14 protein-coding genes are annotated in these 18063 nt (G+C 67.3%); 5 read left to right on the top strand and 9 right to left on the bottom strand.

From position 1 onward, the window contains the following. Position 1 precedes the first annotated feature (1 nt). Positions 2-313, top strand: coding sequence for an NGG1p interacting factor NIF3 (locus AC0SZ7_RS09015; RefSeq protein ID WP_475504063.1), 312 nt, complete (start codon positions 2-4; stop codon positions 311-313). 79 nt (positions 314-392) lie between these two features. Here AC0SZ7_RS09015 and AC0SZ7_RS09010 read toward each other — a convergent pair whose 3' ends face one another. The 9 genes from AC0SZ7_RS09010 to AC0SZ7_RS08970 all read right to left on the bottom strand — a co-directional run bounded on the left by AC0SZ7_RS09010 (position 393) and on the right by AC0SZ7_RS08970 (position 15227). Further along, positions 393-4703 (bottom strand): hemagglutinin repeat-containing protein, encoded by a 4311-nt coding sequence (locus AC0SZ7_RS09010; protein WP_475504062.1) that lies wholly within the window; start codon positions 4701-4703, stop codon positions 393-395. Between the two features lie 25 nt (positions 4704-4728). After that, positions 4729-6351, bottom strand: a complete 1623-nt coding sequence (locus AC0SZ7_RS09005; protein ID WP_475504061.1) for a ShlB/FhaC/HecB family hemolysin secretion/activation protein — start codon at positions 6349-6351, stop codon at positions 4729-4731. A gap of 399 nt (positions 6352-6750) precedes the next feature. After that, positions 6751-8403: an N-acetylglucosamine-specific PTS transporter subunit IIBC gene (nagE, locus tag AC0SZ7_RS09000; protein WP_475504060.1), complete on the bottom strand. Its 1653-nt coding sequence runs from the start codon at positions 8401-8403 to the stop codon at positions 6751-6753. 32 nt (positions 8404-8435) lie between these two features. Continuing rightward, a complete protein-coding gene (ptsP, locus tag AC0SZ7_RS08995) occupies positions 8436-10943 on the bottom strand; it encodes a phosphoenolpyruvate--protein phosphotransferase (protein WP_475504059.1) in 2508 nt (835 codons plus the stop codon). A 23-nt stretch (positions 10944-10966) separates the two neighbouring features. Continuing rightward, a complete protein-coding gene (locus tag AC0SZ7_RS08990; RefSeq protein ID WP_475504058.1) occupies positions 10967-11989 on the bottom strand; it encodes an SIS domain-containing protein in 1023 nt (340 codons plus the stop codon). Further along, a complete protein-coding gene (gene nagA / locus AC0SZ7_RS08985; RefSeq protein WP_475504057.1) occupies positions 11970-13076 on the bottom strand; it encodes an N-acetylglucosamine-6-phosphate deacetylase in 1107 nt (368 codons plus the stop codon). Before nagA ends, AC0SZ7_RS08990 begins: the two co-directional genes overlap by 20 nt. Positions 13077-13094: 18 nt before the next feature. Then, complete coding sequence (locus AC0SZ7_RS08980) at positions 13095-13826, bottom strand: UTRA domain-containing protein (protein WP_473005549.1); 732 nt, start codon at positions 13824-13826, stop codon at positions 13095-13097. Positions 13827-14031: 205 nt separating this feature from the next. After that, a complete protein-coding gene (locus AC0SZ7_RS08975) occupies positions 14032-14610 on the bottom strand; it encodes a L,D-transpeptidase family protein (protein ID WP_475504056.1) in 579 nt (192 codons plus the stop codon). A gap of 65 nt (positions 14611-14675) precedes the next feature. Beyond that, positions 14676-15227, bottom strand: a complete 552-nt coding sequence (locus AC0SZ7_RS08970) for an NUDIX hydrolase (protein WP_475504055.1) — start codon at positions 15225-15227, stop codon at positions 14676-14678. Between the two features lie 137 nt (positions 15228-15364). Between AC0SZ7_RS08970 and AC0SZ7_RS08965 the strand changes: the two genes are divergently transcribed. The 4 genes from AC0SZ7_RS08965 (at position 15365) to purT (ending at position 18031) form a co-directional block, all read left to right on the top strand. Beyond that, the gene (locus AC0SZ7_RS08965; protein ID WP_475504054.1) at positions 15365-15964 is read left to right on the top strand and encodes a CoA pyrophosphatase; all 600 of its coding nucleotides are present in this window, start codon (positions 15365-15367) and stop codon (positions 15962-15964) included. A 42-nt stretch (positions 15965-16006) separates the two neighbouring features. Continuing rightward, on the top strand, positions 16007-16531 hold the full coding sequence (locus AC0SZ7_RS08960) for a gamma carbonic anhydrase family protein (protein WP_475504053.1): 525 nt from the start codon (positions 16007-16009) through the stop codon (positions 16529-16531). After that, complete coding sequence (locus AC0SZ7_RS08955; protein ID WP_416422763.1) at positions 16531-16731, top strand: DUF1289 domain-containing protein; 201 nt, start codon at positions 16531-16533, stop codon at positions 16729-16731. Before AC0SZ7_RS08960 ends, AC0SZ7_RS08955 begins: the two co-directional genes overlap by 1 nt. 118 nt (positions 16732-16849) lie before the next feature. Continuing rightward, positions 16850-18031 carry a formate-dependent phosphoribosylglycinamide formyltransferase gene (purT, locus tag AC0SZ7_RS08950; RefSeq protein ID WP_475504052.1) on the top strand — a complete coding sequence of 394 codons (1182 nt, stop codon included), beginning with the start codon at positions 16850-16852 and terminating at the stop codon, positions 18029-18031. The last annotated feature ends 32 nt before the right edge of the window (positions 18032-18063 follow it).

The following is an 18063-nucleotide window of genomic DNA, read 5'->3' as shown; positions in this document are numbered from 1 at the left end:
GGTGTACAAGCTTGCCTTCTTCGTGCCACCCAGCCATGTGGAAGCTGTGAAAAGCGCCGTGTTTGCCGCCGGTGGCGGTCGCATCGGCGCCTATGACAGCTGCGCCTGGCAGGTGCTGGGGCAAGGCCAGTTCCGGCCCATGGACGGCGCAACGCCGTTCCTGGGCCAGGCTGGGCTGCTTGAGCGGGTGGAAGAGTGGAAGGTGGAACTTGTGGTGGCGGATGAGTTGATCCAGCCGGTGGTGGCGGCCCTCAAGGCCAGCCACCCCTACGAGACGCCGGCTTATGAAGTGTGGCGCCTGGCTGATTTCTGATCCTCCCTGACGCGGCCTGCGGCCGCTGCTACGGTTTTTCGTAGCAGCGGCCAAAGGCCGCGTCAGCAGTCCACACCCATCACCCCTCCTTGTGCTTTATCCCCCCCTCCAACGTTTGCTGCTGATCATGCCCCTTGGTGCGCAACAGCCCCAGGTCGGACGTGCGGTCCTTGCCGGCCGGCGTGCCGCTAAACGCGTCGACCAGGTTCTGGGTCATCTCCTCGGGTACCAGTGACAGCTTGCCTTCCAACCCGAACGAATAATCGCTGCCGCTCAAGGTGCTGCTGTTGACGTTGCTGCCACCCAGCGCTACCTGGCCACGCGGGCTTTTCAGCTGCGCGCCGCGCAGATGGGTGTCGCCATCCACGTTCAGGGCAATGCCGTCGCGGCCGGTGACCACGCTGGCTGCGCCGGCGGTGTCGCGTTGGGTCTTGTTCACGTCCAGGTGCAGGGTAGGGGCGAAGCCCAGGTCGACCTTCTGCAGGCCGGTGCCGATCTTCTCCTTGACCTTGCTGCCCGCCGGGCCAGCCAGGGCCGTGGCACCGTTGACCAGGCCCTGGGGGTTTTTCTCGGCATTCAGGCGCGCGTCCAGCTTCACTGCATGGCCGTTGACCTGATCCTGACGGCTTTCGACAATCAGGTCGCCGCCGACATTGCCAGCCACCTTGTCCGCCTCCACGCGCACACCGCTCAGGCGGGTGTCACGGCGGCTGTCGATGGCCAGTTGTTCAACGCGGATCTCGCTGTTGCGGTGGGTAGTGCTGGCCAGTTTGTCGAGTTCGAGGGTGGCGCGGCCGTGGACGGCGCTGTAGCCCTTGCTGCCCTCGGTGCTGTTGGCGCCGTTGACGCCCAGGCCAACGCCCACGCTCTTGTTGTTGCGCTGTTCATCGGTCCCGGCACTGCTGATGGCAATACCGCCTTTCTCGGCGTTCAGCGCCAGGCGCTGGGCATTGACGTTCAAGCCCTCAATGTCGATGGCCGTGTCGGCGCCACTGCCCGCCTTGACGCTGGCAGTGCCCTTGACGTGCCAGTCGCCCGGGCGGCCGCTGGTGCTGTGCTCGTCGGTCTGCCCCAGCTCCAGGCTGGCGCCGATGCCGCCGCCCTTGCCACCCTGGGGCGCATTGCGCGCCAGGCTCAATTGCAGGCCACCGCCATACACGCGGCCGTCGGCCTGGTGACTGTCGGTGACACTGCCGATGTTGGCGGTGTCGCCGGCGCTGACCTCGACGCTGGCCACAGGGCGGTCGATGGCGCCAAGCTGTGGGCCATCCATGTTTACCTGTTTGCCAGCCTTGAGGCTGACTGCGCCCGGGGTGTGGAACTGGGCGGCGCGGCCCTGGTTGTCGGCGCTGCTGGCGGTGGTGTATTTGCCGATGGCGCTGCCGCCCATGCTCTTGCCGGCGGTGGGGCTGGTGCCGCCCTTGGCCCAGGCCGAGCCGTCGATGCTGGTGCTGGCGTGTACCTGCTTATCGTTGGCCTGCGCAATTGCCACGGTGCCGCCGGCGTCTACCGTCAGCGGCCCATCGGTGCTGGCGAAGCGCGAGCCTTCATAACGGCCATCGGTGCCCAACTGAATCTGCACCCCGGCGTGGCCCTGGTTCAAGCTGGGCACGGCCTTGCTGTTGTCACTGCTGCTGTTCAGCGAGCCGCCGCTGCCCACTACCTTGGCGTTGATGTCGCTGCCGCTGTTGGTGTCTACGCGCGCGCGAACGTCCACGTCCAGGCGGTCTAGGGTGCTGGCTTCGCGGTCGTGGCTGGCATGTTGCTGGTGGTTGCCCAGGTTCATGGCCAGCTTGCCGCTGGTAGCCTTGTAGCCAGTGCCAATGTCAGTCAGTTGCTGCGCCACGTTCACCGTCACGCCACTACCGCCCACCTCGGTAACCCGCGCGGTTTCATGGGTAGCGCTGGTTTTGCGTTGGAGGTGATTGACCTCAAGGTCGGCGCCCACGCTGGGGGCGAACAGGTTGTCTTCCAGCGCCTGGTGCTGGAAGCGGCTCTGGTCTTCGCCGTTGACCACTTTCTCGATGGGGCGGGTGAGGTCGGTGTATTCCAGGCTGGCGCCCAGTTGCCCACGGGTGCTGCTGCTCGATTCCTTGACCTTGTGCAGGTCATGGGCATCGCCCAGGGTGGCGTTGTCTGCCTGGATTCGGGTTTCGCCTGCACCAGTGATACTCGCGGCTTGGGTGTGCAGCGTCTTGCCCACGATATCGGTGGTGCCTTCGCTGCGCAGGGTAGTGGCCAGGTGAGTGGCCTGTTCGGAGGTTTTGTCCTTGTTGGCCATGCCGCCACTGAATGCGCTTCCAACCCGGTCCATGCCGCCGTTCAGGCGCAGGGCACCGTCCCTGGTGGTGGCCTGCTCGCTGTCGTGCTGTTGGTCGACGGCCGTCAGCATGGCGATATCAGGGGCCTGCACGCGCGTGCCCTGCTGGCTGTCGACCTTGGCGCCGACCATCTTGATGGCGGTCTTGTCGCTGATGTCGACGGTAACGCCTGACACCTCGGTGGCAACGTGGCTCTTGGCCGAGCTGGCCTTGCGGGTGTCTGCCTGTGTGTAGCCGACTTCAGCAAAGTATTGCCTGCTGCCAGCCTTGTCATCGGCGGCGGCCTTGGTTTCACCGGCCTTGACGGTGAAACCCTGGGTTCGGGTGGTGGAGGTGTTCGTGTGTTCGGCTGCAGCGGGTAGCAGCGCCACGCCTTTTTCAGCGCTGACCTCCAGGGTGCCGGCGGCGCTGACCTTGGGGCCGACCAGCGCTACTTTTTCATTGGCGATGATCTGCAGGTTGTTCTCCGAGCGCACCTCGGTGCGGTGCGGTGCGCTGCTGCGGCGTTCGTCGTTGGCGGTCTTGCTGAAGAAGGCGCCACCGATCAGGTCGCCGCGGTAGTCGTCCTTGTCGTGGCTGGTTTTCACGCTGACGCCGTCCAGGGTGACGCCCCCGGCGCTGCGCAGTGTGCCGGGGCCCTGGCTGTGCAGGCGGCTGCCGCGCACGTGGGTGTCACCGGCGCTGCTGACCTGCACGGTGCCGCCTTCCAGGTTGCTGCCCCGCGCGGTCTCGCGCACGTCGGTGGTGTTGCTGTCGCCGCGCCACAAGTGCTTGCGGTGGCGGACGGTCTGGAAGCTGGCTTTGCTGTCCAGGGCTGCATCGATGGTCAGGCTGGCGCCGCTGCGCACGCCCAGGTCGCCAGGCGCCTTGAGCTGGGCGGCGGACAGGTGCATATCGGTGCCGGCCTCCACCGTCATGTCCTGGCGCGCCTCCAGTCGTGTGGCCAGGTGCTGGCGGATCGTGTCGGTGGTGCGTTTGGAGTATTCCTCGGTGGGAATGAACCAGGCCTTGCGGCTCCACTGGTCGTGGTTCTTGGTGACCTGCTCGCGGGTCAGGGTGTCCATGCGCAGGGCCTTGCCCGCTTTCGCGGTGATGGTGCCACCCTCGACATCCACGGCCGTGAGCTGCATGTCGGCGCCGCTGTGCAGGCGCACGTTGCCCTCGGCAGAACTGACGATGCCGTTGCGCGTCTGGCTGCCGCTGATCTGCAGGCCACCTCGGCTGTCGACCTCGACGCCGTCGCGGCCTACCAGCTGGGCCTTGGGCATGCGCACCCCGGCGCCTTCGGTGGTGCTGATGATTCGAATGCGCCCGGCCTGCATCGCGCCCAACAGGTGCGCATCCACCGCGCCCGCCACTGGCTGTGCGGTGCTGAGCACGCTGCGGTCGGCGTAGGCCACGGTGTTGCGGCCGATCAGCACGTTGAGGTCATCGCGGGCATCCAGCCGCCCTTCGGTGTCCAGCCGTGGGGTGATCACGTCCAGGGCGCCCTCGGTATTGCTGGCACCCTGTTCGCCCACCTGCAGCACGCCGCGCTCAAGGCTGGCGTCCAGGCGCACGATGCGGCCGTCTTCAAGCTCGGGAATGCCCACCAGGAAAGTGGCGCGGTTGGCATTGATGAAGCTGGCGCCGTTGAGGCTGATGCCGTTGGGGTTGGACAGCAGGTAGTCGGCGCGTTGGCCGAAGATTTCCTGCGGGCCGTCGATGCGCGAATCGCCCTGGCCGACGACGCGCATGAGGATGGTGCTGGCCGCCTGGCCCTGCAGGTGCGGGTTGGCGTCCAGCTGCGGGCCGAGTTGCGCCTGGCCTGCGGCCAGCGAATTGTTCAGCACCAGGCCCTGGTTGCCGACGTTGAATTGGTTCATGTGGTTATCCGACAGGCCGTTGCCGTCCGGGCGCACGATGTCCAGCGCGGGCACGCCGTTGTGCTCACTGAGCACGGCATAGCCGTTGGGGCCGGGCGCAGGCACCAGGCCGTCGCCCAGCGCGGGCAGGCTGGTGCCCAGCAGGGCGACGGAAATCGCCCAGTGCAGGCGGTTGGCAGTAAAACGTGGGGGTCGCTGAGTCATGTTTTTTATTTCTCTTATTGTTGAATCAGAAGTCCAGTTTCAGCTCCATGTTCCAGAAGCCGGGCTCTGAGGGAGGGCCATCCTTGATCACCATCGCGTGGCGATAATCGAGTTTCACTTCGCCGCCGCGCCAACCCAGGCTGGCGCCCGCGCTGACCCCGGCAAGGGCGGGATGCTGGCGGCCACGGCCATTCCAGGTACCGCGGCCACGGCCGTAGTCCACGGCCACGGCCGGGGTCAGTACCAGCGCCGGCGCCAGTGGCAGCGCCAGCCCCAGGCTATTGCGCACTACCAGTGCACTGCTGGCGGCGATATTGCTGTCACGCAGGCCGCGCACGCTGCCGGGGCTGCTCAGCAGCCACTGTTCGCTGGCCGGCAGCAGGGTGGGGCTGTACTGGGCTTCCAGGCTGCTGTCCCAGCGCCACTGATGGCGGTTGCCGAGCCAGGTCTGGCTGCGTAGTACGCCCAGGCGCCATTGCTCGAAGGCGCGGGTGTCGGCGCCCAGCCACGGCAGGCTGTGGGCATAGCCCAGTTGCGCGCTCCAGGTGGCGCGGCCCAGCCACAGCAGGTTGAGGTCGAGGCCGGCGCTGGTCAGGCTGGCGTCCTGCTGGGTGATGGGTTTGTGGTTGAGCTGGTATTCGCGGGTCTTGCGGTTCAGCCGCAGGCTGGCCCCGAGCAGCGTGTGCTGGTTGCGCCACAGGCTGCGGCTCACGCTCAGGCCGCGGCTTTCGCTGGTGTAGTCGTGGCGTGTGCGCTGGCCGCTGAACGCCCGTTGCTCGCTGTGGCCCAGGCTGGCGCCCAGGGTCCAGGGGCCGTAGGGCACGCTGTAGTACAGGCCCAGGCCGCGGGTGTAGTTGGGGGCGTTGCCGAAGGTGCCGAACACGCTCAGTTGCAGGCTGTCGTTGAGCTGCAATGGGTTGTCGCGGCTGGCCACCAGACTCAGGCCGTGGCGGCCGTTGGTGATGTCGCCGGCGTTGCCGTAGCCCACGCGCAGGCCCCATGGCGAGCGGTGGCTGCGCGATACCAGGCGGATGACCGAGCCACCCTGCAGTTCGCCCGGCTGCACCTGGGCCTGCAGGTCGACACTGCGCAGGCGGTTGAGCTGGTCCAGGCCTTGCTCCAGGGTGGGCAGGTGCAGGGGGCGGCCGACCAGGTTAGGGAAGGCGCTTGCCAGGGACACTGGCAGGCTGTCATCCGCCAGTTCGATGGCCTCCACAAAGCCTTCCTCAATGACGATATCCAGCGCTTGGCCGTCCACTGGCGTCTGCGCCGGGTAGGCGCGGGCGGCGATGTAACCGCGCTGCACATAAGCCTGGGTGATGTCGGTGAGTACCTGGCGCAGGGCATTGACGCCCATGCACGGCCGCAGGCGCTGGCTGATCACACCTTGTAGCGTGCGCTCGTCGACCAGCCGGTTGCCGGCCAGGCGCAGCCCGCCCAGGCGCCAGCAGCGGGCCTCGGCGGCCACCGTCGATTCGGCGGGTTGTGGCGCCGGCCGGGGTTGTTGCAGCTGGCGCAAGCGCTGGTCGCGCTCCTGGGTTTCGCGTTCGCGGCGCTGCTGGTCCAGCCAACGCAACGTGTCGTCGGCCAGCGCCAGGGGGGCGAGAAAAAGGGCACAGCAGGCCAGCAGGCCGGTCACCTTGGGCATCTTGTTATTCTTTTGAGTGGCTATCCGTTGGTACGGAATCTACCGAGATATCCACTCAAATGAGTTCAGACGCTTCCAGGGTTTCTGTAGGACGGCTCTGGTGTTTCGGCTCCGTAGCAGCAACTGTCTGTTGGGTTCAGCCTGGCACCTGTAGGAGCGGGCTGTGCCCGCGAAGCAGACGCCGCAGGCTTTCAGGCCCTGCGCGGTGAGGCCTTCGCGGCCACGGGCCGCTCCTACAGAGGGCCATGTTGACCTGAACGTTTGCCTGAAGCCCCGATGACGTAGCAGCCGCCGTAGGCTGCGTCCTGTGGGAGCTGGCTTGCCAGCGAGCTGTTGGGGCCCCCAAAAACTCGCTGGCACGCCAGCTCCCACATAGACGTTAGCGGTTGCGAGCGTGGTTCAGGCCAGTGCTTCGCGGCGGGCCAGTAGTGGCTGCAGGGCCTGGCTCAGGCCCTGCGCCTGTTCGCCTACCAGCAGGTGCCAGGCGCCATCGCCGAGGTCGGTGCTGCCTTGGCAGCCCAACACTTTCAGCGCTTGCAGGTCCAGCGGCGCACCATTGAGCTGTACGCGCAGGCGGGTCACGGCCAGGCACTCCAGTGTGTCGATGTTGGCCGCCCCGCCCAGTGCCTGCAGCCAGGATTGCAGCGGTTGTGTGGGCTTGGCCGCCGCCGGCAACGCCAGGCGAATCTCGTCCGCCAGGCTGTCGGCCAGCGGCCCGACAATCACCTGCAGGCTGCCACCGTGGCCGGGGCGCACCACGCCCATGGCGCCCAGTGCCTTTAGCCGCGCGTCGTCGGCCTGGTCGCGGTCGGCCAGTTGCAGGCGCAGGCGGGTGGTGCAGGCGCCGACGCTGAGCAGGTTGGCTGCGCCTCCCAGGGCCTGGATATAGGCACCGGCGCGGTCGCTGTCAGCCACCGCAGGGCTTTCGCTGCTGGCCACGGCTTCGCGCCCCGGGGTCTTGAGGTTGAAGCGGCGGATGCAGTAGTCGAACACCAGGTAGTACAGCAGCCCGTACACCAGCCCCACGGGGAAGATCAGCCAGCCGTTGGTGGACTTGCCCCAGCCCAGGGCCATGTCGATGGCGCCGCCGGAGAAGGTGAAGCCCAGGTGGATGTCCAGCAGGTTGGTGATGGCCATGGACAGGCCGGTCAGCAACGCATGCAAGCCATACAGCAGCGGCGCCAGGAAGATGAAGGCGAACTCGATGGGCTCGGTGACCCCGGTCAGGAACGAGGTCAACGCCATGGACAGCAGTATCCCGCCCATCAGCTTGCGCCGCTCGGGCAGGGCGTTGCGGTACATGGCCAGGCAGGCGGCAGGCAGGCCGAACATCATCATCGGGAACATGCCGGTCATGAACTGGCCGCCGTTGGGGTCACCGGCGAAGTAGCGCGCCAGGTCGCCGCTCACCACCTGGCCGGTGACCGGGTTGGTGAAGCTGCCGAACACGAACCACACCATGTTGTTGAGGATGTGGTGCAGCCCGGTGATGATCAGCAGGCGGTTGAGCACGCCGAAGATGAACGCGCCCAGGCTGCCGCTGGCCAGCAGCAGTTGCCCCAGGCTATTGATGCCGTTCTGGATGGGCGGCCAGATCAGCCCGAACAGCACCCCCAGGCCCACCGAGGCGAACCCGGTGGCGATGGGTACGAAGCGTCGGCCGCCGAAGAATGCCAGGTAGGCCGGTAGCTGGATGTCCTTGAAGCGGTTGTACAGGCCGCCCGCCAGCAGGCCGCTGATGATGCCGGCGAGCATGCCCATGTTGATGCTGGGGTCCAGCACCTTCAGCGTCGAGACCATCACCAGGTAGCCGATGGCGCCGGCCACGCCGGCGGTGCCATTGTTGTCGCGGGCAAAGCCCACGGCGATGCCGATGGCGAAGATCAGCGCCAGGTTGGCGAAGATGGTGTTGCCGGCATCGTGGATGATGGCGATGTTCAGCAGGTCGGTGTCGCCCAGGCGCAGCAGCAGGCCCGCGATGGGCAGGATGGCGATGGGCAGCATCAGCGCGCGGCCCAGGCGTTGCAGGCCTTCGATGAAGTGTTGGTACATGGCGTGTCTCCCGATCTGTTGTTGTTATTGGCTTAGCCGTTCAGGGGCCAGTGCTGGTGGCAGGCCTGGCGCACTGCGGCGGCACTGGGCAGGGCAAGCAACTGCGGGGCTCGCGCCTGGCAGGCCGCGAGGTCGAGGTCGCGCACCCGTGCCTTGATCTCGGCCACCAAGGGCGGGCTGACCGACAGTTCCTGCACGCCCAGGCCAATCAACACCGGGGTGGCCAGCGGGTCGCTAGCCAACGCGCCGCACACGCCCACCCAACGGCCATGCAAGCGGGCGCCCGCGCACGTCTGGGCCACCAGCGCCAGCACCGCCGGGTGCAGGGCGTCGACGCGGGCAGCAAGGCCTGCGTGGTCGCGGTCCATGGCCAGGGTGTACTGGGACAGGTCGTTGGTGCCGATGGAGAGGAAGTCGGCATGCTCGGCGAGTTGCGCGGCCAGCAACGCGGCGGCGGGCACCTCGATCATCACCCCCAGCTGCGGCAGTCGCGTTATGCCCAGTTCGGCCGCCAGTTGGGCGAGGCGCTGGCGCACCTGCAGCAGCTCGTTCACTTCGGTGACCATGGGCAGCATGATCCGGCAGCGCTCGGGCTGGCCGGTGCGCAGCAGGGCGCGCAGTTGCTGGTCGAGCAGCTGCGGGTTGACGCTGGCCAGGCGGATGCCGCGCAGGCCCAGCACCGGGTTGGCTTCAACTGGCAGGGGCAGGTAGTCGAGTTGCTTGTCACCGCCCACATCGATGGTGCGGATGATCACCGGCTTGTCGCCCATGGCCTCCAGCACGGCCTGGTAGGCGGCCAGTTGCCGGGTTTCGTCTGGCGCGGCGTGGCTGGTGACGAAGAGGAATTCGGTGCGCAGCAGGCCCACGCCGTCGGCGCCGGCCTGGTGAGCCTGCTCGGCGTCCTGGCGGGAGGCGATGTTGGCGGCTACCTCAATGACGCTGCCATCGCGCGTACGCGCTGGTTCATGGGCGTGGGCTTGCTGCAACTGCTGGCGTGCCCGCCGGGCGGCAAGCTGGGTGGCGACCTGGTCGAGGCGCTGCGCGCTGGGCGTCAGTTCCAGGCGGCCGTTGTCGGCGTCCAGCACCACCTGGGTGCCGATGGCCTGGGCCAGCAACGCGTCACCCATGGCGACCAGGCAGGGCAAGCCCTTGCCGCGCGCCAGGATGGCGACGTGGGCCGTGGCGCCGCCCGCCGCCATGCACAGGCCGGCCGCGCCCTGTTCGTGCAGGTACAGCAGGTCGGAGGGGGTCAGTTCATGGGCGCTGACGATGGCGCCAGGCGGCAGGGCCGCGCGGCCGCTGTCGCCCAGCAACTCGCGCAATACCTGCTGGCGCAGGTCGCGCAGGTCATTGGCGCGTTCGGCCAGCAGCGGCTTGCCGGTGGCTTGCAGCACGCGGCATTGGCCGTCGATGGCGTCACTCCAGGCATGGCTGGCGGCGCTGCCGGTGCTGATGGCAGCCTGGGCCGCCTGGGCCAGGGCCGAGTCTTCGAGCAGCGCCAGGTGGGCGGCGAAAATGGCCTGCTCGGTAGCGTCCTGGCGTAGCTGTGCCTGGGCCTGGGCTTGCTTCAGGGCGCGGGCGACGCAGGCCACCGCAGCGTCCAGCAGCCGCTGCTGCTCGCCTGCGACGTGGCCACCCGGGTCGGCTGCCAGGGTTATGCCGCCCAGCAGCACCAGTGGGCCGGTGGCCAGGCCGGGGGCAGCGCACACCCCGGCGAGCATGCCGGGCTGTTGCGCCGCTGGCGCTTGCAAGGGCTTGGGCGGTGGGGCCGGGTGGTCGCCGGCGATGGCCGTACCCAAGGCCTTGAGCAATGCGGCCAGCGCCGCTTCACGCTGCGGGCCGCGGCAGATCACCTGCACTTGGGCGTGTTCGTCCACGCCCAGGCCCATCACGGCCACCAGGCTGGTGATGTCGGCCAGTTGCCCTTCGTGGCGAAGTTGCGCGCTGCAATCGAAGCCTTGCGCCACTTCGCGCAATCGCGCGGCGGGGCGAGCATGCAGGCCGCCGACGTGGGCGACGGTGGCGCTGCCTTCCACGGTTTCACCAGCGGCCTGGGCCACTGCGCCGGTGGCCTGGATGGCGACGATGCGCAGCAGCGGTTCGCCCGCGCGCACCTGGCTACCGGCCATGCGTTCGGCGCGAAAGTGCGTGCCGTTGGTGACGATGATCAGGCTGATGAGGCTGGTGCTGTGGCGCGCCACCCGGTCCATCTCGAAACGCAGCAAGGGCTGCCCGGGGGTTACGTGCATGCCAGGCTGCACCAGCAGGTGAAAACCTTCGCCGTTCAACTGCACGGTGTCCAGCCCCAGGTGCATCAGCAACTCGGTGCCGTTGTCGGCGCGCAGGGTGATGGCATGCAGGGTGCGGGCCACGTGCAGGATCTCGCCGGCGCAGGGCGCCACCAGGCAATTGTCGGTAGGGTCGATGGCGATGCCATCGCCCATGGTGCCGCTGGCGAACACCGGGTCGGGGACCTGGGCCAGGGTGAGTACGGGGCCGCTCAAGGGGGCGCTTAGGGTCACTTCATTATTGTTATTCATGGGCGCGGTACTCGTTCGGGCGGCTAGTGGGTACGGGTGACTTTGCTCAGGTAGCGCGGCTGGTCGGGGTCCAGGCCACGGGCCAGGGCCAGGTGGGCCGCCATCACGTAGAAGCTCTGGATGGCCAGAATCGGGTCCAGCGCCGGGTGCTGGGCGCGGCACAGGTCCAGGTCGCGCTCGGCAATGTCATCGGGGGCGGCCAGCAGCACCCTGGCGCCGCGCTCGCGCATGTCGGCGGCAAGTGCAAGCAGGCCGGCCTGCTCGGCGCCGCGTGGGGCGAATACCAACAAGGGGTAGCCGGCATCAATCAGGGCCATGGGGCCGTGGCGCACTTCGGCACTGCTGAATGCCTCGGCTTGGATGCCGGCAGTTTCCTTGAGCTTGAGCGCTGCCTCCTGGGCGATGGCGAAACCGGCGCCACGGCCGATCACCATCAGCCGGTCGCAGCCTTTGAAGGTGCCCACGGCGGCCTGCCAATCCAGGCTCGCCGCCTGGCGCAGGCCTTCGGGCAGGGCGGTGCCGGCGGCCAGCAGCTCGGCGTCCTGGGCCCAGTGGCCGACCAGCCGGGCGCTGGCGCTGAGGGTGGCGATAAAGCTCTTGGTGGCGGCCACGCTCAGCTCGGCGCCGGCGCACAGCGGTACGGTGTATTCGCTGGCGGCCTGCAGCGGCGAATCTTCGGCATTGACCAGCGCCACGCTCAGGGCGCCGCGCTCACGCAGCAGGCGCTGGCTGTCCACCAGGTCAGGGCTCTGGCCCGACTGCGACAGGGCGAACACCACCTGGCCGCTGACCTTGAGCGGCGAGTGGCGCAGGCTGACCACCGACATCGGCAACGAGGCCACCGGCACGCCCAGGTGCTGCATGGCCAGGTAGGCCAGGTAGCTGGCAGCATGGTCGGAGCTGCCGCGCGCCACGGTCATGGCCACGTGCGGCGGCTGCCGGCGCAGGCGCTCGGCCAGGGTTTGCAGCACCGGGTCCAGGGTCTGCAGCTGGCGGCTCACGGCCGCATGGGCGCTGCGCGCCTCTTCAAGCATCTTGCAAGTCAATGGCTTCTCCTTCGACCATCACGTCGGTCAGCATCAAGTGGCGGTCCAGGCGCACGCAGTCGGCCCAGGCCCCCGGTTGCAGGCGGCCGCGGTCGCTGACGCCCAGGTAGTCGGCGGCGAATTGCGACAGGCGCCGGGACGCATCGTCCAGCGGCACGCCAATCTTCACCAGGTTGCGTAGCGCCAGGTCCATGGTCAGCGTACTGCCGGCCAGCGTGCCATCGGCCAGGCGCACGCCGCCCAGGCACTTGGTCACCTGGTTGCTGCCCAGCATGTAATTGCCGTCGGGCATGCCGGTGGCCGCGGTGGAATCGGTGACGCAGTACAGGCACGGGATGGCCCGCAGCGCCGCGCGAATGGCGCCGGGGTGCACGTGCAGAAGGTCGGGGATCAGCTCGGCATAGCGGGCGTGTGCCAGGGCCGCGCCGACCATGCCCGGCTCGCGGTGGTGCAGCGGGCTCATGGCGTTGTACAGGTGGGTGAAGCTGCTGGCGCCGGCCTCAAGCGCGGCCACGCCGTCCTCGTAGGTGCCCAGGGTGTGGCCGATCTGCAGGCGCACGCCACGGCCGCTGAGTTCGCGGATCAGGTCGTTGTGGCCGGCGATTTCCGGGGCAATGGTGATGACCTTGATAGGCGCCAGGCTCAGGTAGTGCTCCACCTCGGCCAGCAGCGCGGTGTGGGCGAAGTTGGGCTGCGCGCCCAGCTTGCCGGGGTTGATGTACGGGCCTTCCAGGTGCACGCCCAGCACCCGCGCGCTGCCGGGTTCGCGGGCCTGGCAGTAGCGGTCGAGGCCCTTGAGCACGCTGGCGATTTCCTCGGCCGGGGCGGTCATGGTGGTGGCCAGCAGCGCCGTGGTGCCGAAGCGCACATGGGTGCGGGCGATGGTGGCGAAGGCGTCGCCGCCCTGCATGATGTCCTTGCCGCCACCCCCGTGCACGTGCAGGTCGATGAAGCCGGGCAGCAGGTACGGGCGGTCGTTGTCGGCCGGGTCGCAGGGTGCGCCGTCGATGCCGGTGACCTTGCCGTTTTCGTGCAGCAGGCGGCCGCGGAACCAGCCGTTGGGGGTAAGGATGTTGTCGTCGGACATGGCAGGAAGGCTCGTGGTTCAGCGCCGCAATTCAGCGACGAAATCGTAATAGTCGTTGCGGCAGTAGGTGTCGGTCAGCTCGATGGCGGTGTTGTCGTCCAGGTAGCCGATACGGGTCATCAGCAGCATGGCGGTGCCCGGTTCTATGCCCACCAGGGCGGCGAACTCGGCCGAGGCATTGATGGCGCGGATGTGCTGCAGCGCGCGCACCACCGGCCGGCCGATGCTTTCCAGGTATTGGTACAAGGAATCGCCGATGGCCTCGGGGTGCGGCAGCAGGGCGGCGGGCAGGGCGCTCATCTCGATGGCCATGACGGTGTCGTCGGCCTTGCGCAGGCGCTTCAGGCGCGCCACCTGGTCGGTGGGCGACAGCCCCAGGCGAATCACTTCTTCATGGGTGGGCACGGCAATGCCGCGTTCCAGCCACTGCGAACCGGGCACGAAACCCTTGAGCCGGAGCATCTCGCTGAAGCTTGAAAGCCGCGACAGTGGTTGTTCCAAGCGCGGGGTGATGAAGGTGCCCGAGCCCTGGTTGCGACGGATCAGGCCCTGTTCCAGCAGGATCTCCAGCGCCTTGCGGGCGGTGACGCGGGACAAGCCGAGTTGTTCGCTGAGGGTGCGTTCGGACGGCAATGCCTGTTCGGCCTTCCATACACCGGCATGGATGGCGGCTTCCAGGTTGCGCGCCAGTTGCAGGTACAGCGGCGTGGCCTGGGTGTCGTCGGGGCGCAGCGCGAGCAGGTCGTTCATGTGGGGTTCCGATGCGATTGTGAGAGTTATGGCGCTCGGTAGTGGGTTTCAAGGTAATACCACTTGAATACCACGTCAACACCAGTGGTTTTACATTATCCACAAGCGCACCTCCCCGTAGCAGCTGCCGAAGGCTGCGTCAGAGGGAAGGCGCGTGAGTGTCAGGGGGAGGACGCGGCCTGCGGCCGCTGCTACGGGGGCGGTGTTACGGGCGGATTTCGATCATGGTGCCGTCCTTGACCATGCTCCACAGCTCGCGCATGTCCTGGTTCTTCATGGCGATGCAGCCGTCGGTCCAGTCCAGCGTGTTGAAATACCACTCGGGGTATTCCTCGCTGTCCGGGGTGCCGTGGATCATGATCATGCCGCCGGCGGGCAGGCCGGCATTGCGTGCCTTGGCGGCGTCACTGACGTTGGGGTAAGAGACGTGGATGGCCAGGTTGAAGCGGTCGCTGACCTTGCGCCAGTCCAGCCAGTAGAAGCCTTCGGGGGTACGCATGTCGCCCTCGTACTGCTTGGGCCCGCGCGGGCTCTTGCCCAGGGACACACGGTAGGTCTTCAGCGCCTGGCCACGGCTGAGCAACTGCAACTGGTGCGTGGACTTGGTCACCAGCACCTTGTCGATCACGGCGTTGGCAAGGTCGGGCGGTACCCGCGGCGTGACGGTGTCCACCACCACAGGCGGCGCGCTGCCTGCCGGCGGCTGCTTGACGATGGTGACAGTGAAGGCGGCCGAGGACAGGGCGGCGTATGAAAGACAGAAGAGGGCAACCAACCAGCGCATTTAACGATCAATCCTGCAGGTGAATCGCACCCCGCTTGCGCCGGTGCCGCGTGACACGGTCGGGTTCAGGTCTGCCCCAGCCCGTGCAGCGGCGGCAGAAATTCGTTGCGCACCGGGTAATGTTGCCCCAGGCGGTCGGCAAAGTAGCATTCTAAGGTACGGTTGACCGTGGGGAAAGCCAGCTCGCCCCAGGGTATTTCGCTTTGTTCGAACAGCCGCACTTCCAGGCTTTCCTCGCCCACGGCATAGTCAAGGTCGGCAAGCTCTGCGCGGAAAAACACGTGCACCTGGCTAATGTGCGGCAAGTCGAACAGCGTGTACAGCGCCAGCTGGCGGACGCGCGCGCAGGCTTCCTCCTCGGTCTCGCGGCTGGCGGCCTGCTTTAGCGTCTCGCCGTTTTCCATGAAGCCTGCGGGCAGGGTCCAGAAACCGCGGCGCGGCTCGATGGCCCGGCGGCACAACAATACGCGATCGCCCCACACGGGCAGGCAACCGGCGACTATATTGGGGTTTTGGTAGTGAATGAATTCACAGTGCCCGCACACGTACCGCAGGCGGTTGTCGCCCTGGGGAATGCGCTGGGTTACCGGGTTGCCGCACTGGCTGCAGAATTTCATGTCGGGCTTCCTGATCGCTGTGCCTATCTTGGCGCCAGTGGTCCCCGCACCGCAAGGGCGGTTTTGCGCACAAGGGGGTTGGGCAGAGGCGCGGCTTTGGTGCATGATTGCCCTTAGGCATCGAATTGAGAGAGACCATGCTGGACGAGCTACTGCGTCGGATGAGCAGCCACAGGCCGCGGACCCTGGAGACCGACAAGCGTTTCCCCGAGGCGGCCGTGCTGCTGCCCATTACCCGCAGTGCCGAACCTGAACTGGTGCTCACCCTGCGCGCCAAGGGCCTCTCTACCCACGGCGGCGAAGTTGCGTTCCCTGGTGGCCGCCGCGACCCCGAAGACCCCGACCTCACGTTTACCGCCCTGCGCGAGGCCGAAGAGGAAATCGGCCTGCCGCCCGGCCTGGTGGAAGTGCTCGGGCCGCTGAGCCCGCTGATTTCCAAGCATGGCCTGAAGGTGACGCCCTTCGTCGGGGTGATCCCGGACTTTGTCGAATACCGCCCCAACGATGCCGAAATTGCCGCGGTGTTCAGCGTGCCGCTGGCGTTCTTCCGCGAAGACCCGCGCGAACACACCCACCGCATCGACTACCAGGGCCGCAGCTGGTACGTGCCCAGCTACCGCTTTGGCGAATACAAGATCTGGGGGCTGTCGGCGATCATGATTGTCGAACTGGTCAACCTGGTGTATGACGCCGACATCAGCCTGCACCGCCCCCCCGAGCATTTCACGTCAATTTGAGCGGACCTGCGAGCCGCCTTTGCCTGCCTGAGGAAGCTACCGATGAAATACCGCCTGGGCGACGCCCGCGTCGACACTCACCCCACCAGCTGGGCCGCGCCTACCGCCACCCTGATCGGCAAGGTGCGGCTGCAGGAAAACGCCAGCGTGTGGTTTGGCGCCGTGCTGCGCGGCGACAACGAATTGATCGACATCGGCGCCGACAGCAATGTGCAGGACGGCACGGTGATGCACACCGACATGGGGTCGCCACTGACCATCGGCCGCGGTGTTACAATTGGCCATAACGCCATGCTGCATGGCTGCACCGTGGGCGACTACAGCCTGATCGGCATCAATGCGGTGATCCTCAACGGCGCCCGCATCGGCAAGCATTGCATCATCGGCGCCAACGCGCTGATCGCCGAGGGCAAGGAAATACCCGACGGTTCGCTGGTGATGGGTTCTCCCGGCAAGGTCGTGCGCGAGCTGACCGAGGCGCAGATGAAGATGCTCGAAGCCAGTGCCGCCCACTATGTACACAATGCCCGTCGCTACGCGCGGGACCTTGCACCCCAGGAAGACTGATGAACCAAGAACGCCCCGTCGCCTCGCCTTGCGTGCAGGTCTGCGCCCTGGATGACGACGACATCTGCACCGGCTGCCAGCGCACGGCCGCCGAAATCACCCGCTGGGGGCGCATGAGCAACGACGAGCGCCGCGAGGTGCTGGTCAAGTGCCATGAACGCGCCGTGGCCGGCGGCATGATGTTTGTCGCTGGCGCCTGAGCCAGCCCCACAGGCGGTCGTGTCGCAGCGCCGCCTCGCGCCGATTGATGTAAAATGCCCGCCTCGGTGGGCCGCACCCGGGCGGCCCGCGATAACCCGTTCCCCTTAAGGACCTGAAATGACCCGTATCGGAACTCCACTGTCGCCGACCGCGACGCGCGTACTGCTGTGTGGCTGCGGCGAGCTGGGCAAGGAAGTGGTGATCGAGCTGCAACGCCTGGGCGTTGAAGTGATCGCCGTCGACCGCTATGCCAATGCCCCTGCCATGCAGGTCGCCCACCGCAGCCATGTGATCAACATGCTCGATGGCGCCGCGCTGCGTGCGGTGATCGAGGCCGAGAAGCCGCACTACATCGTGCCGGAAATCGAGGCCATCGCCACCGCTACCCTGGTGGAGCTGGAGTCCGAAGGTTTCACCGTGGTGCCCACCGCGCGTGCCGCCCAGCTGACCATGAACCGTGAAGGCATCCGCCGCCTGGCCGCCGAAGAGCTGGACCTGCCGACCTCGCCGTACCACTTCGCCGACACCTTCGAAGAGTACCGCGACGCCGTCCAGGACCTGGGCTTCCCGTGCGTGGTCAAGCCGGTGATGAGCTCGTCGGGCAAGGGCCAGAGCCTGCTCAAGAGCGCCGACGACATTCAGAAGGCCTGGGACTATGCCCAGGAAGGCGGCCGTGCCGGCAAGGGCCGGGTCATCATCGAAGGCTTCATCGACTTCGACTACGAAATCACCCTGCTGACCGTGCGCCACGTGGGCGGCACCACCTTCCTGGCCCCGGTAGGCCACCGTCAGGAGAAAGGCGACTACCAGGAATCGTGGCAGCCGCAAGCCATGAGCCCGGTGGCCCTGGCCGAATCCGAGCGCGTGGCCAAGGCCGTGACCGAGGCCCTGGGTGGCCGTGGTCTGTTCGGCGTGGAACTGTTCGTCAAGGGCGACCAGGTGTGGTTCAGCGAAGTTTCACCGCGCCCGCATGACACCGGCTTGGTGACCCTGATCTCCCAGGACCTGTCGCAGTTCGCGCTGCACGCCCGCGCCATCCTCGGCCTGCCGATTCCGGCCGTGCGCCAGTTCGGCCCGTCGGCCTCGGCAGTTATCCTGGTGGAAGGCAACTCCACCCAGACCGCCTTCGCCAACCTGGGCGCCGCACTGGCCGAGCCAGACACCGCGCTGCGCCTGTTCGGCAAGCCGGAAGTGGCCGGCCAGCGCCGCATGGGCGTGGCCCTGGCGCGTGACGAGTCGATTGACGCAGCCCGTGCCAAGGCCACTCGCGCGGCCCAGGCTGTGAACGTAGAGCTGTAATCGCCCGGACGCCGACTGCGGCAGCTGCTACA

The organism is Pseudomonas sp. JC1203, from assembly GCF_056175065.1.
This window is presented reverse-complemented; position numbering and strand designations above follow the sequence as displayed.

What these genes read in the sequence shown, in the direction of transcription:
- AC0SZ7_RS08975 (WP_475504056.1), bottom strand. Translation starts at nt 14,610, where the DNA reads ATGCGCTGGTTGGTTGCCCTCTTCTGTCTTTCATACGCCGCCCTGTCC.
- AC0SZ7_RS08980 (WP_473005549.1), bottom strand. Translation starts at nt 13,826, where the DNA reads ATGAACGACCTGCTCGCGCTGCGCCCCGACGACACCCAGGCCACGCCG.
- AC0SZ7_RS08970 (WP_475504055.1), bottom strand. Translation starts at nt 15,227, where the DNA reads ATGAAATTCTGCAGCCAGTGCGGCAACCCGGTAACCCAGCGCATTCCC.
- nagA (WP_475504057.1), bottom strand. Translation starts at nt 13,076, where the DNA reads ATGTCCGACGACAACATCCTTACCCCCAACGGCTGGTTCCGCGGCCGC.
- purT (WP_475504052.1), top strand. Translation starts at nt 16,850, where the DNA reads ATGACCCGTATCGGAACTCCACTGTCGCCGACCGCGACGCGCGTACTG.
- nagE (WP_475504060.1), bottom strand. Translation starts at nt 8,403, where the DNA reads ATGTACCAACACTTCATCGAAGGCCTGCAACGCCTGGGCCGCGCGCTG.
- AC0SZ7_RS08955 (WP_416422763.1), top strand. Translation starts at nt 16,531, where the DNA reads ATGAACCAAGAACGCCCCGTCGCCTCGCCTTGCGTGCAGGTCTGCGCC.
- AC0SZ7_RS09005 (WP_475504061.1), bottom strand. Translation starts at nt 6,351, where the DNA reads ATGCCCAAGGTGACCGGCCTGCTGGCCTGCTGTGCCCTTTTTCTCGCC.
- AC0SZ7_RS08965 (WP_475504054.1), top strand. Translation starts at nt 15,365, where the DNA reads ATGCTGGACGAGCTACTGCGTCGGATGAGCAGCCACAGGCCGCGGACC.
- ptsP (WP_475504059.1), bottom strand. Translation starts at nt 10,943, where the DNA reads ATGAATAACAATAATGAAGTGACCCTAAGCGCCCCCTTGAGCGGCCCC.
- AC0SZ7_RS08960 (WP_475504053.1), top strand. Translation starts at nt 16,007, where the DNA reads ATGAAATACCGCCTGGGCGACGCCCGCGTCGACACTCACCCCACCAGC.
- AC0SZ7_RS09010 (WP_475504062.1), bottom strand. Translation starts at nt 4,703, where the DNA reads ATGACTCAGCGACCCCCACGTTTTACTGCCAACCGCCTGCACTGGGCG.